This is a genomic window from Flagellimonas sp. B-3, from assembly GCF_056857835.1.
This window is the reverse complement of record NZ_JBSXNW010000014.1, coordinates 22,173-37,040: the sequence shown is the minus strand read 5'-3', so window position 1 is coordinate 37,040 and position 14,868 is coordinate 22,173. Positions and strand designations below refer to the sequence as shown.

Genomic DNA, 14,868 nt, shown 5'->3' with positions numbered 1-14,868 from the left:
TGGATAATCAAATATATCTGTTTAATAGCAGATAATCAAATATATCTGTAAAAATGCGGATAAAAAGAAACCGCAACCATGGCGGATGCGGCTTCTTAAATCAACAAAAAACACTATCCTCTTCTCCCTCTCTCCTGCATTTTTTTATTGCCGTGGTGCATAGACTTTTTGCGATTGTAAAATTTTTTCAAGTCTAGTTATTGGTACTTGTACGGTACAATCTTTTGTCGTTTTACCGACTCAAGGTGTACGCTTTTCTTTGTTCTACCTCTTTATCCTGATATTGGGTCTTTTTCCAAATCAACCTCATGCAGCATGTTTTGTGGTGCCTTGGTAAAATTCAATGTTAAGGCGGTGTGCTCTGTTTGTGATGGGGCTACTTTATTCGGCGCTTAGTTGGGGATAGCCAATAACTTTTTATGTTCGAGCTTTAATGATTTATTCTTTGGACAAAACCGTGTCCAAAGTTTTGGTCATGACAACGTAGTTCGTGAAGCCTTTAATCTCTCATTGAGGGTTTTATTCCCCGACGTTCTAAGTCGAAATGAATTAATCTTTTTTCGTTTGAATACTTTGTGGGCCTGCCTTTGTCGGCAGACAGGCTTGCCCCGTGGTAGTTGATTAATAAATAGGGGGAAGTTATTTGTTTTCTTCTTCCAAATCGTCTTCTATAGACTCATCAGTATAATCGTCGGCATCCTCGAAATGGGTCTCGACGTAAGTTTTTGAATTGAGTTGATCTTGGAAATCGTCGCGCTGATCCATTACATAATATAAGGTAGCTGCAGCCACGAAACAGGAAAAGTAGATTAAGCTTTTTGTTTTGTAGTTCATGATGTGAGATTTGGAATTACTAAAGTAATCAAACCGAATGGGAATCTCAGCGATTTGTTGTGAAACGGCTATGTTTGGATGTGTATGGGAAAAAAAACAAGGTGTAACCGATAAACGAATCGGCTACACCTTTACAATTTGTACTTATCTAAAAAAGTATTTATCTAGTAGGCTCCAATATAAGGTCTATACGTTCCAGGGCATCTTGCAAATGGTATCGGCTCATGGTATCGGATATCCGGGCGAGGCCACCTCTAATATCTCTTTTAAGGTTATTGAGCTCGGCGCGCGCCACCGAACGAATATCGGATTGGCTTGTATTGATGGGCGTGGATTTTCTATAACCGCCAAAATCAGGCAATTTATCTTGATCATCCGCTGTCATCAAATATTCCAAACGATCAATATGTGCTTTTTGAAGGTTTCTTCTATAAGTATCTATTGTTTTGCCACTTCGGGTCTCGGACCAGATGCCCCTGCGGAGGTCGCGCATCATTTCAACCAAACCATACGCATCATCACCGTTCAAGGTCTCATTTTCTATAATTCGTGCCAATTTGCCCAATTGCAGCATGGTGTTCAAGTAGCGTTCTTGCATGGAACGGATACGCTCCACAGACCCCGAATATTGAATTTTGTTGAAAATATCCTGGTCAATCAACCACTCAGGAGTCTCGAACAACTGTTCCTGCATAAAGGCCATACAATTTTTTTGATGCGCTTTGCTCACATGGGTATAAACGGCACCTTCTTGATCAGCGGTTTTGTGATACTCGTAAACACCTCCAATGTTGTTGGAAACGTGCCCCATGTATCTTTGGAACTGTGCGGTCACATGTCCGTACATGGTTTCCAGATCATCATAGTTTTCACCGTCCTCGGTAGTCCAATCGATTAATTTGGGAACAATACGCTTTAGGTTTTCAATGCCGTACAAACTAGCTTTAATGGCATCGTCCCCTAAATCCTCGGTTTGGGAGCTTGGATCGTGAATGTCGCCCACTTGTTGGTGACCAAAACGGTACATGGGATCTCCGGCATGTTCCAAAATCCAATCATTTAGAATTGGTTTTTCTTCCTTTGCGGTTTTGTCCAAAATAGGTTTGTATCCCCATTTGATGGCATATTTATCGTAAATGCCGATGTTTGGCATTAAAGCTACACCTTCGTCACCAGGTTGTGCCACATAGTTGAAACGGGCATAGTCCATAATGGATGGAGCCGTACCATATTTTTGGGTGAAACTGGCGGAACGCAAAGAATCTACGGGATAAGCTACACTACTTCCCATGTTGTGTGGCAATCCAAGAGTGTGCCCCACTTCGTGGGATGATACAAAGCGTATCAAGCGGCCCATAATCTCCTCTTCGAACTGTGTTTTTTGTGCATCGGGATTAATGGCGGCAGTCTGTACAAAATACCAACCGCGAAGCAAGCTCATTACATTGTGGTACCAGTTAATGTCGGATTCCAAAATTTCCCCGCTCCTTGGGTCGCTCACGTGCGGACCATTGGCATTTGGAATAGGGGAGGCCAAATAACGTACCACCGAATATCTAACATCCTCTGGGGACCATTCCGGGTCTTCTTCGGGTGAAGGTGGGTCTTTGGCAATGATTGCATTTTTAAAGCCAGCTGCTTCGAATGCAACCTGCCAATCCTCAATTCCTTGTTTTATATAGGGCACCCATTCTTTGGGAGTTGCACGGTCCACATAATAAACAATGGGTTTTTTGGGTTCTACCAATTCGCCGGCCTTGAATTTTTCAATGTCCTCATCTTTAACCTCAAGTCTCCAACGATCCAAGTAGGTCACGGTTTTGCTTTCTTGGGCATCCAATCCGTAATCTACCTGCCCTCTGGCGAACCAACCGACACGTTGATCAAAATAACGACGCTTCATGGGTTCTTTGGGCAATAAGATCATGGAATTGTTGATTTCCAAAGAAATGGAACCCAAGCTGGAATTGCTCGGCGGGTCGCTGGACAAATATGTTTTTACATGGCGTGCCTCAATGTTCAAGGGATAACTTTTGATGGATTCGATATAGCTTCGGTCCCCATCCATACGGGTAACTTTAAATCTTTTTCTGTAACCATTGGGAAAACCAAGGGCTTTTACATCCTTGGTGAACAAAGGGTCTATTTCTATTACCGTTGCAGGGTTCAAGGAATCTTTTTTGTTGATGGCCTTGATGTCAAAAGAAAAGAGTACGGGCTCAAAGTTGGAGTTGACCACAGCTTCGTGGACAGGCAATGAATCCGCAGCCACATTTTCGTAAGAAGCTACACGCACCAATACTTTTTTGTCCTTTTTTTGCCAACGCAGCACTTGTGTGTTGATCTTTCCCCCACCAAAACCAATTCCTGTGGCAGTTTTGGAGATTCGGCTCACCATGAGCATTTCGCGATTGAACAAGGAATCGGGGATTTCGTAATAATGTTTGTCATCTACGGTGTGTACGCTAAAAAGGCCTTTATCCGTTTTTGCATCTTTGGTAATTACCTTGTCATAAGGTTTAATATCATCCGATTTGGACTTATCGTCCTTTTTTTGCTCGGTGTCCTTCTTTTTCTTTTTGAAAAGTTGGGCCTCCGTGGTTTGGAGGGTTCCCAGAAGAATAACAACTAAAATTAGTCGAGGTAGTAAATTTTTGATCATTATAGGTTTGTTTGAATAACTAAGAAGATTCAAAGAACCTAAAATTCGTGAGAACTAACTGTTAAATAAATATTAACGGTCGTTTTTTTAACGGAATGCCCCAACCTTTGGGAGTCCTGTCTTTTACTGATGGTTTGAGCTGTATTGCCCCGTATTGCTGGGCTCAAGGGGTGTTTAATTTTTGTGAAAAATTCCTAAATACTGTAACATTTTGCAACTAGGATAGTCTTATAGGCATAACATCAATCATAAAATTCAATCAAAAAATGAACAAGTTATTATTAATTTATGGTAGTGTATTATTAAGTAGTACCGCCATAGCCAACGATCAGCAAAATACCAAGGTTGTCGAGGTGCAATCCGAGACTTCAGGTAGTTTAGAAACCAGTTTAACCACATTGAACATTAGTGCTGAGTTAAACGATTCAACTTCAGAGATGGCAGGTTACGCCTTGTATGAATTGAATTTGAACGAAATAGTTTATTTAGAGGAAGAGCCAGAGGTTGACCTGGGTTTTGATACAGCAGATTATCTTCCCGAGGGCTTCGACCCTCACAAAAACTATTTTGATTTGAATTCCATCATATACTTCGAGAACAAAGTTGAACCCGCGCTAGGTTTTGATACCCAAAAGTACTTGCCGGAAAATTTTGATCCCTACACAGATGTGGTGGATGAACATGCTATCAATTACATGGAGGAAGAGGATATGGATTTAGGTTTTGATACCAAAGATTACTTGCCCGAAGGTTTTTCTCCTTATGAAGTATATGTGGATTTAAAGTCAATTCCTTATGTAGAGGAGGAAACTGAACTTGTATTGGGAGTAAACAGCAAGTATCTATTGCCAGAAGGCTTTGATCCTTACACCGATGTAATTGCAGTCACTTCCGTTAACTACATGGAAGACGAAGAAATAGATTTGGGTTTCGATACCTCTAAGTATCTCCCAGAAGATTTTGACCTATACTCAGGGTCAATACAGTAAAATGTTCATCATTTTACGAATTATTTGAGTTAGCTATAAAAACCCCTCGAACGAGGGGTTTTTTGTTTGGTAGCATATTCTTGTTAATGAAAACTTATAAATGTCTGGTTAACAAAAAAATAACATCATCTTTTTAGACGGAATTATTTTTAGTAAAACGATTTTTAGAATGCAGATTATTCAGCCTTTTGTGGGTTTTACTAAAATTTTTGCATCCTTTATGTGCAAACGCACAACAAAGAATCATTTACGGGGTTTAACTGTTGCGTTAACAAAAAACTAATTACAATAAAATTCACAAAAAAGGGTTGTAACTTTGTACCTAGCAAAGAGTTACGTTCCACTTGTGCAAAAGTGGGTAGCGTTGATTAAGTTAGTTTCTTACATTTTTTTGAGTTAGTTAGTTTGTGAAAATGCCCTTCCGCCCGGAGGGGCATTTTTTAGTTTAGAACAATAGCGGAATCACAAACTGGAACACCAAAATAAGCAACACTACTGCAATCAGGTTGAGCAATACACCAACACGTGCCATCTGTGGAATTTTAACATAGCCACTCGCAAAAACAATGGCATTGGGCGGTGTGGCCATGGGAAGCATAAAAGCACAGCTACTGGCAATGGTTACAGGAATCAATAAATGCAACATCGGAATATCCAGACCAATGGCTATACCCGCTACCACAGGAGCCAGAACGGCCACCAAGGCAACGTTGCTCATCAACTCGGTCATAAACAACATTAGAAAAATCAAAAGGGCAGCGGTGAACAAAATACTTATTTCGCTTTGGGCAATGCCATTGGCAACCAAATCCACAATACCACTAGCGGACATGCCTTGGGCCAGGGCCAGTCCCCCACCGAACAAAATCAATATGCCCCATGCCAGTCTGGAAGTATCTTTCCATACAATGATAAAATCACCTTTTTTGATGTTGTAGGGTATGGCGAAAAGTGCAATGGCTGCAAAAATACTGATCATGGTGTCGGTAAGTCCCAATTGGGGAAGAATGCCATTGATCAAGGTTCTAAAAATCCATAGAAAGACTGTTACGCCAAAAATAACCAGCACCATTTTTTCCTTACCGGAGGTCGGGCCAAGTTTTTTCAGTTCAGTATGAATCACTTCTTTGGAAGCATTGAATTTCAGGTCACGGTTGGGGAACATCCATTTTACCAGTACCAAATAACAAATCCCGACCATGATGATGGAAAATGGCAAACCTATCGTCATCCACTTTAAAAATGAAATTTCTGTGTTGTATTCATTCTCCAACAGTCCTATCAATACAGAGTTTGGCGGTGTTCCGATTACTGTGGCGATTCCTCCCGCATTTGCGGAAAAGGCGATTCCCAGCATGACACTCAGGGCAAAATTTTGATCGTTTTTTGTAAATCCATCTTTATCGTTGATCAATAAATTAATAACGGAAATAGCTATGGGCAACATTACCACAGTACTGGCCGTATTGCTGATCCACATGCTCAAAGTGGCGGTGGCGATCATAAAGCCTAAAATCACCTTGTTGGGGGTTGTGCCAGTCAATCTGATAATATTTAGGGCTATTCGCTTATGAAGATTCACCTTTTCCAGTGCCAACGCCATTACAAATCCTCCAAAAAAGAGGAAAACAATAGGGCTGCCATAATTGGCTCCTACCTCTGCAATGGGTAACACCTTTAAAATAGGTAACAAAAGTAAGGGTAGGAGTGCGGTAACAGAAATAGAGACCGCTTCGGTAATCCACCAAATCAGCATCCAGGCCGCTACAGAAATTACAGGATCGCCTTTTTCCGATATAAGTTCAAAGGGCAGAAAATTCAAAATGAAGAAGGCAACCGGTCCTAGGACCAGCCCAATTTTTTTGCTTAGTTCCATTGGGGTTCTAAGCTAGGATTTTTTGTTAAAAGATAAAAATAAAGAAGCCCCGTGATGGGGCTTCAGTATCAAACATCTATAAAATGACAGCTTTATTTTATCTTAAAGGTCAACCTTCCAAAAACATAACGTCCGTTGGTTCCAAATTGAACGGACCTTCTGGAGTAGATAAACCGTCCGTCCGATCTAAAGGCAGGGTCGTTCTTGTCCGGATAAACATCCAGCAGGTTGTTTGCTCCGAGCGGGACGCTCTCGCTATTTGAGAACTAGTCAAACAGTATTAGTGTAATAATGAAGACTACAATTATTATAATACTTAAAACGAAAAGTAACTTTTTGTTACCATACAGTAGCTCCAAGATAATTTTCAAAATTTCTTCCACTTCCTATTTTTTTAAAATAGGTCTTATTTCTCCATCCTCATAGTTGTCCTTACTGATTAACTGCCCATTGACAGTAAAAGAGAACTTTAGCCCATTTGATTTACCACTTTTAATTTGGCTTATTGATTTAAGAGCTCCATTTGGGTGAAATAAGATTCTATAACCATTATCCTCGTTATCATATATCCTAAATGTTTTTAATAGCCCATTATTGTAGTGGCTTGTCAAAATTTCTCCTGTGTCTTCACTCTTTAACTGCTTGATGTATTTTGGGGTCAAGTTTTTATTAAACTGAATTAGTACCCCATGGTCAAGATTGTTCCTGTAGCTTTTAAACCCTACAATTTTTCCATCAGCATTATAATGAACTTCCAATCCATTCTTTAAACCATTCAATAACATTACTTCACTTTCAATTGTTCCATCTAGTCGATAAAAAATGAGTGTTTCATCCTTTATTTTTCCAATTGTTGAAACATTACCCTGATAATCAAACTTCACTATGCTATCACTTAATTTACCTTGTTTCCAGAAGCATACTTCTTTTAGTGTCCCATCTATGCGAAAGGTAGAGTCCAATCCATTCATTGCCCCATTTGAATTAAGAGTGTATTTCCGTTTTAAAACATTGTTAGGATAATATTTTTCAATTATTGTATCACCATTATAATTACAACTAACTATTATAAATAACACGAATGCCGCTATTTTAAGTGATGCTCTCATACCCTTCTTATTGTCTTAATGGATTGTCGTATCTTCCGAATATATGGAGTGTTTCTCCATATTGGGTGCCATAGTAAACATATTTATAGTCCCATAATGGAAATCTAGAATCCGAAACTTCTGTTTCTAAAGTATTAATTGTTGTTTTTTCATAGAGATTCAAGTTAGTATAAATCATAATAACATCATCTAGGGTCTCTGAATTTATCATTGTATAAAAATCTTCCCTAACATTATCCCATTTTATCATATTATCAATAGCCCTTCCATCACTTTCAAAATCTGAGAAAATTACTTCCACAAGATCCCCAAAGATTGGAAGAGCTTTTAATCCTTCCATTTCAGCTCTAGTCATACTGCTTATAGCTGCTGCTGGGGATATAGGGTGAGAAGCCATTTTGTTAGCTAGTTTAGCAGGTATTTTCAATCTTTTCAGTAATTCCAGTTGTTTGGCTTTACCTAACCCTTTAAAAGTCGAATAAAATGCTTTATACTTTATTTTATAAAGTGCAGTGGGGTCTTCTCCATATCCAGTTATAAAATTGAAGCTCTCCGTTTCAAAACTTAGTTTCATCACATCGCCAGTTATGCTTATTCCAAATAGTTGATATTTGGGTATTTCAGAACTTAAACCGTCCATAGCAATAGTGGCAATCTCTTGTATCCGCTCCCTTCGTTCGGCATCAGCAGTGGAAATGGCCTCTATTTCTTGAGAAGAAAGCGTTTCATTGGAAACTATGTTCCCCTCCTGTTTCAAAGCTTCTAGTTCGTCCTGCAACTCCTGTGGTAGATTTTCCTTGTTGGGTATTTGGTCTATTTGCTGGTCTATGGTCACCTCTAAATTATTGATTTGGGAGATGATGCTTTGTTGTTCATTAAAACCTTGAGCCTCAGAAAGCTCAGTTAAGAGCTCTTCTTTTCTAGAGAAAAGCTCGGATAACAATTGACCTATATCCTCAATCGCTTCATCCACATCCACGATACCCGACCTATTCGGGTCATAACTTGTCTCCACCATACCCTCCACCAATTGGTAATCGGTATTGATCTTGATGTTGTCAAACTCTATTTGTATTCGACTGAATTTGCCCACGTTTACAGCTCCTTGGGTCACTATATTGGCCACATCGACCGCTTCCTTGATACTTTCCAAAAAAGGCAGGGTGATATATCCCCAGCCCGAGAAATGGCCATTGCTTCCCTGCACTTCAACCACGGTAACAGGAAAATCCCCCGCCATGAACACCTCGTTTACCCCTAAATTCAGCAACGGGTCTTGGTTGGCAATCTCCACTTCGGGCGGGATGCCACAGTTGTAGTAGGCCATCTCGTCCTCGGTGGGGGTGGTAAACTCGTGTATGGCGGAATAGGCGAGTCCAACTCCTCCGCTATTGGGGGAAGTCTGGAGGGGGCCACAATCGCCGCCCACACGGAACTCGTAAACAGTGCCCACCTCCAAATTGCGGATGGTGGCCTCGTTTCCTTGCGACCACAAACCGAACCAATCGTTGTCCCCATATCCTTTTTTGCGGTACTGCACCCTGTAGCGCAGATGTTCCCCCATTTGCCAGTTGATCTTTACCGTTTGGGAGTTCTCGGCCTCGGACAGCACAAAACGGGGCGGCGGGCAATCGGCCCGGTAGGTAAAATGGAAAATTTCGCTCAATCCGTTGTTTCGGAACAGGCTTGTGGTCGTGATGCCATCGCTCACAAAGGCCCTTACCTGCCAACCATACGTTTTGCCTTCCAAGAGTTGCATTTGGGCGGGCCCGTAGTGCAGGGTGTTGGCATAAGTGGTGGTCTGGTACAAGGGCGGACTGGCCAAAAAGGAGGCCTGTGGGTCCATGCCCGTGTCCCAAAGTTCCTTTAGGGTAAACTCGTACTGTACCGCAGGGGCATTGATGTGCCTTGGGGTCCAATTGAAAATGATGTTTTGCGGCTCCTGTGCCGTTACCAGATCGCCACGGAAGGGCACATTGAGCAGGGGCGGGTCGTTCAGCACCAAATAGACATTGGCGCAGCTACGGTTGGATATACGCTGGCCCGAAAATTGGTCGTACACCTCAAAACAAAAACGGTACTGCCCTTCGGGCAATTGTTGGCCATACTGTTTGGGGGTTATCCCTACCAGATTGTTCAGGTTGAAGTAGGGTTGGATATCAAGGTTCGTCAATCGTTGGTTGATGCCTCCGTCCAACACAATGGGCACCGCACCGGAAACAAAGTCCACCGATTGGAAATTGATGCCAGGACCTTCGACGAACATTTTCAAGCGAACCTGTCGTCCAGATTCTTGTGCATCCTTGAGCAATAGGTTGACCACCAGTTTTTCTTGGGTCGTTGTGGTATAATCGGATAGTTTAAAGCTGTAAGGCGGTACCATTTGCGGAGTGACCTGTACGGGGTAAATCTGGGCTAAAACTTTACCTCCTCCCATTAGTAGCTGAATAGTGAATAGGACAAAGACGAAATGCTTTTTAAAATATGGTGTTTTCATAAGTAGGTATATTTAGGGGCAGGTCTTGGGAAGAGCCGTATTTGTTCAATTTTTGTTGGATGTCCGAGTTCTTGTCACTGTGAGAACCCGCCTACCGATTCGGTAGGCGGGTGAAGGGTCAATCAAATGTCTCAAATTAAAAACTATCCTATTTTATCTTGAAGGTCAACCTTCCAAAAACATAACGTCCATTGGTTCCAAATTGAACGGACCTTCTGGAGTAGATAAACCGTCCGTCCGATCTAAAAGCAGGGTCGTTCTTGTCCGGATAAACATCAAGAAGGTTGTTTGCTCCGAGCGTGAATCTTGTATTGCTTGAAATATTATAACCTATGGAAAGGTCAGTGATTACTTTAGCGCCAAACGTATAATCAATAGTAGGATCATTTTCGTTGGTAGCTTCCCTTACTTCGCCAAAGTAGCCATTCCTCAAAAAGAAATTCCAGTTGTCACCCACTTTTACATTGTGGGAAAGATTTCCTTTGGTAGTTGGCACGGCAGATTCCAAATAAATTCTACTGGTAGGGTCAAAATAGGTGTCGCTCAAGCCCGCATCGGCAATGGCTTTAGGAACTTTAACCTTTTCCACACTTGTTTCAGAAAAGGTAAAAGCCAAGGTGTTTGTTAATGAAACATTATCTGAAATGTTCGCTTTGTGGTCAACCACAAAATCCAAGCCCAAGGTCTGTGTATCTACCGAATTGGCAAAGAAAGCTGCTTGGGTGGCGTTGGCTTGTTGGAACAGGTTGGCCAATTCTGGATTTCCGTTATCATCAAACTGTCCGGTAAGAATCACACGGTCATCAATGTTGATGAGATATCCGTCCAAAGTAAATTTAAGATTGGCACTGGGGACTCTGGCGGTAAAACCCGCGGTGGCTCCAATGGAAGTTTCTTCTTTGAGAGGCTCAATGCCCAACAGACGGGCAACCCTTGAGGTGTTGGGGAAAATACCGACCTCGTTCGGAATTCCACCATCAAATAATGTTGAGGTGGAGCTATAGTGGATTTGGTGCAGGGAAGGGGCCCTGAACCCGGTCTGTCCGCCACCCCTAAAGTTAAAGTTGTCCGAAATTTTGATTCTAGTGGCCAGTTTATAATTGAGGGTTCCCCCAAAATCGGAGAAGTTTTCATAACGGATCGCCCCGCTCAACAAAATTGATTCGGTAAAATCGGCTTCTACATCAAAATATCCGGCAATGGTATTTCTATAGGCATCTACCTCATTGTCCGGTTTAAAACCGGGGAATACTTGTATGCCTCCTGGTCTGGAACTACCAAAAAAGTCCGTGGGAACAACTGAGTTGGGGTCGGTTGGATCGTGAGGATTGCCCAAAGTATTGTACTGCGTATAAGAAATCTCTTCACCCGCGACAATGCCGTAGTTTTCCACGCGATACTCAGCACCAAAGGCAATGTTCAAGCCCGCCATGGTGTCTTCATAAAAGCGACTCATATCAAAATTGGTGGTGTTCTCGCTATAGTTGAACCCGCCGGAATTTGCTTCAAAAGGGGTGGAGTTGCCCATGGAAGCATTGTTGGAGTTGGTAACGTAGTACATGAATTCGTTTTTTCCGTACGAATTGCTAAAATCCATATTCCAATCGCCCAACATTCCCTTAATACCAAAGGCGGCCGATTGGTCCATAATGTTGGAGTTGATTTCCGGTAAAAAACCATTGGGATAGGCCGGGGAATAGGTTCTGGATTGATTCGGCAAGCGATAGAAACCAGCGGCTTTACCATTTTTAAAACTCAACCCACCAAAACCGTAGAGTTCCAGATTTTCGTCCAATGGAATGGAAAGGTTGGCGAAAAACTGAGCGCCCCTTACTTTGGATTGCCCTACCTGCATATTGAAGTCGCTTCTTTGTAATCCTCTGGCCAATAACTCAGATTCTGTAACATCTTCACTCAAGATTCCCTGCAATTCTTCTTTGGTTTCATCACCGTTTAAAGTAATTCCTGCTGTGCCTGCATATTGAAAAATATCCGTTATGTCATCATCTAAAAGAAGCGATGTGTCATAGTTGTCGGCAGCAGCAACTCTCTCAATGGAGTTATAGGCATTAAAAATGGAACCTTCCCACTCTTGCATACGGTTGGTGGATCCTCTGTGGTTAAAATTCCCCGTAAAATTGATGAATCCACCATTTTTTCCAATAGGTAGGCCATAATTCAATCCGAGGCTTACCTTTTCTCCATCCACATTTTTGTCCGGACCGTGTTCGCTGGTAAAGTTGGCCCCTGTATTGACATCCACTTGCAATTCGTTCACGTTGTTTTTTAGCACAATATTGATGACCCCTGCAATGGCATCGGAGCCATACTGGGCGGCTGCACCATCACGTAAAATTTCTATTCTTGCAATGGAGTTGGATGGAATGGTGGTCATATCGGTACCCACGCTACCACGACCAAAGGTCCCGTTCACGTTTACGAGTCCTGTTTTGTGCCTTCTTTTACCGTTGATGAGTACCAAAACCTGATCGGGCCCAAGTCCACGCAAGGAGGCTGGGGCAATGTGGTCGGTTCCATCGGAAATGGATTGCGGATTGGAACTGAATGATGGCGCCGCATAGTTCAGAATTTCAGTAACGGTGACCTGTGGAGTGGATTGTGTCAATTCGGTGACATCCAAAACATCTACGGGAACTGGGGTGTCCGTTGCCGTTCTGTTGGCATTACGGGAACCAACCACTACAACGTTTTCCAGTTCGAGCCCTGCTTGTAGCGTAATGTCCAAGGTACTTCCGGTTACGGTTGCTTCTTGGGCGTTGAAGCCAATGTACGAAAACACTAGAATGTCACCTGTACTTGCTTCAATGGTGTAATTGCCGTCAAAATCGGTGACGGCTCCCGTTGTGGTGCCCTTTACTTGGACCGAAGCTCCCGGCAAAGGTACATTTTGGTCGTCGTAAACGGTTCCGGTTACCTCTTGTGCCTTGCCAGCAAACGATACCAACAGCACAAAAAGGAATGTTAGTTTCATTCTTTTCATATAAGTAGATTTTAGTAAGATTATTGGGGTAGCTGCTGGAAATTTTCCTCAGAAAAGAGGAAAACGGTGGAAAGATAGGATTTTTTTTAAAAATGAAAACCCCTGAACTTGATTTAAGGTTCAGGGGTTTGCGTATGATTGGGATGGAACTTTCTCGGATTAACCCGTATACTTCACGAGCAGGGCGTCTTCCGTTTTTTCTACTTTGATAAGTCCATGTTTTGTAAGGCTTTTGGTGCTCTTGTCCCATTTTTTACCGCTCAAACCAGCTTTTGCTTTAAGGTCGGCCAATGGCATTTCGCCTTGTGGCTTAAGAATTTCAATGATTGTTTTTTCCTCTTCGGTAAGCTCCACTTGCTTTTTCTCGGGTCGCATTTGCGGGAAGAACAACACTTCTTGAATGGATGAGTTGTTGGTCATCAACATCACTAAACGGTCAATTCCAATTCCGATACCCGAAGTAGGAGGCATACCATATTCCAAAGCACGCAAGAAATCTTGGTCTATGAACATGGCTTCATCATCCCCTTTTTCGGAGAGTTTGAGCTGCTCTTCAAAACGCTCGCGCTGATCAATGGGATCGTTAAGCTCGGAGTAGGCATTGGCCAATTCCTTACCGTTTACCATCAGTTCAAAACGCTCCGTAAGCCTTGGATTGGTACGGTGCTCTTTGGTCAGCGGGCTCATTTCTTTCGGATAATCTATAATAAAGGTGGGCTGAATGTAGTGGTGCTCACATTTTTCACCAAAAATCTCATCGATTAATTTACCGACACCCATGGTCTCATCCACTTCAATGTCCAATTTTTTGGCCACTTCACGAAGTTCATCTTCTTCCATTCCAGCCACATCGTAACCGGTATGGATTTTAATGGCCTCCAAAATAGGAACTCTTGGGTAGGGAGCTTTAAATTCAATTTCGTGCTCACCCACTTTTACTTTGGAGCTGCCGGTAGCATCAATAGCTACTTTCTCCAATAGTTTTTCGGTGGTATCCATCATCCAGTTGTAGTCCTTGTAGGCCACATAGAGCTCCATTACGGTAAACTCTGGATTGTGGGTGCGGTCCATCCCTTCGTTACGGAAATCTTTAGAGAATTCATAAACACCATCGAACCCGCCCACAATCAATCGCTTCAAATAAAGCTCGTTGGCAATTCGCAGGTACAAGGGTACATTCAATGCATTGTGATGCGTTAAAAACGGACGAGCCGCCGCACCCCCCGGAATGGGTTGCAAAATGGGGGTTTCCACTTCCAAATATCCTTTTTGGTTGTAGAACTCCCGTATGCTGTTGGTGATTTTTGTTCTTTTGATGAAAGTGTCCTTTACGTGAGGATTCACGACCAAATCCACGTAGCGCTGACGGTAACGAAGTTCCGGGTCGTTGAAGGCATCATATACTTTTCCCTCGTCATCTACCTTTGGTAGCGGCAATGGTTTTAAACTCTTGCTCAAAAGCGAGAAGTTCTTCACCATCACGGTTTTTTCGCCTACTTGCGTAGTGAAAAGCTCTCCCTCTATACCGATGATGTCCCCGATGTCCAACAATTTTTTGTACACATCGTTGTACAAGGTTTTGTCGTCGCCCGGGCAAATTTCGTCACGGTTAAAGTAGATTTGGATACGGCCCTCGCTGTCTTGAAGTTCGGCAAAAGAGGCTTTTCCTTGAATTCTGCGCGACATCAATCTACCGGAAATTACTACTTTCTTTCCTTCTTCAAAATCATTCTTGATGCTCTTGGAAGTGGCATCAACAGGATATAATGCTGCGGGATATGGGTCGATGCCCATTTCCCTGAGTTTGGTCAATTTTTCCCTTCGAACGATCTCTTGTTCCGATAGTTGCATAGTCTGTAAAAAATTTAAAGCGCAAAATTACACTTTTGCGCTTTAAATC

General features: G+C 42.4%; 8 protein-coding genes. 1 reads left to right on the top strand and 7 read right to left on the bottom strand.

Annotated elements, in window-relative coordinates; genetic code table 11:
- Positions 1-639: 639 nt before the first annotated feature.
- Both AC13CS_RS02475 and AC13CS_RS02470 read right to left on the bottom strand, forming a co-directional pair.
- The gene (locus tag AC13CS_RS02475) at positions 640-834 is read right to left on the bottom strand and encodes a hypothetical protein (RefSeq protein WP_293169372.1); all 195 of its coding nucleotides are present in this window, start codon (positions 832-834) and stop codon (positions 640-642) included.
- A 160-nt stretch (positions 835-994) separates the two neighbouring features.
- Entirely contained in the window at positions 995-3,496 is a 2,502-nt protein-coding gene (locus AC13CS_RS02470; protein WP_293169374.1) for a zinc-dependent metalloprotease, read from the bottom strand.
- A 266-nt stretch (positions 3,497-3,762) separates the two neighbouring features.
- On the opposite strand from AC13CS_RS02470, the gene AC13CS_RS02465 reads away from it, so the two are divergent.
- Complete coding sequence (locus AC13CS_RS02465; RefSeq protein WP_482888343.1) at positions 3,763-4,485, top strand: hypothetical protein; 723 nt, start codon at positions 3,763-3,765, stop codon at positions 4,483-4,485.
- Positions 4,486-4,930: 445 nt separating this feature from the next.
- Here the strand turns inward: AC13CS_RS02465 and AC13CS_RS02460 are convergent, their stop codons facing one another.
- From AC13CS_RS02460 to lysS, 5 genes are all read right to left on the bottom strand, one after another.
- Positions 4,931-6,361 (bottom strand): DASS family sodium-coupled anion symporter, encoded by a 1,431-nt coding sequence (locus AC13CS_RS02460; RefSeq protein WP_293169378.1) that lies wholly within the window; start codon positions 6,359-6,361, stop codon positions 4,931-4,933.
- Positions 6,362-6,747: 386 nt separating this feature from the next.
- Complete coding sequence (locus tag AC13CS_RS02455) at positions 6,748-7,470, bottom strand: toxin-antitoxin system YwqK family antitoxin (RefSeq protein WP_293169380.1); 723 nt, start codon at positions 7,468-7,470, stop codon at positions 6,748-6,750.
- Positions 7,471-7,477: 7 nt separating this feature from the next.
- Positions 7,478-9,967, bottom strand: a complete 2,490-nt coding sequence (locus AC13CS_RS02450; RefSeq protein WP_293169382.1) for a hypothetical protein — start codon at positions 9,965-9,967, stop codon at positions 7,478-7,480.
- 148 nt (positions 9,968-10,115) lie between these two features.
- Positions 10,116-12,968, bottom strand: coding sequence for a TonB-dependent receptor (locus tag AC13CS_RS02445; protein ID WP_293169384.1), 2,853 nt, complete (start codon positions 12,966-12,968; stop codon positions 10,116-10,118).
- Positions 12,969-13,127: 159 nt separating this feature from the next.
- Positions 13,128-14,819, bottom strand: coding sequence for a lysine--tRNA ligase (gene lysS / locus AC13CS_RS02440; protein WP_293169386.1), 1,692 nt, complete (start codon positions 14,817-14,819; stop codon positions 13,128-13,130).
- Positions 14,820-14,868 lie beyond the last annotated feature (49 nt).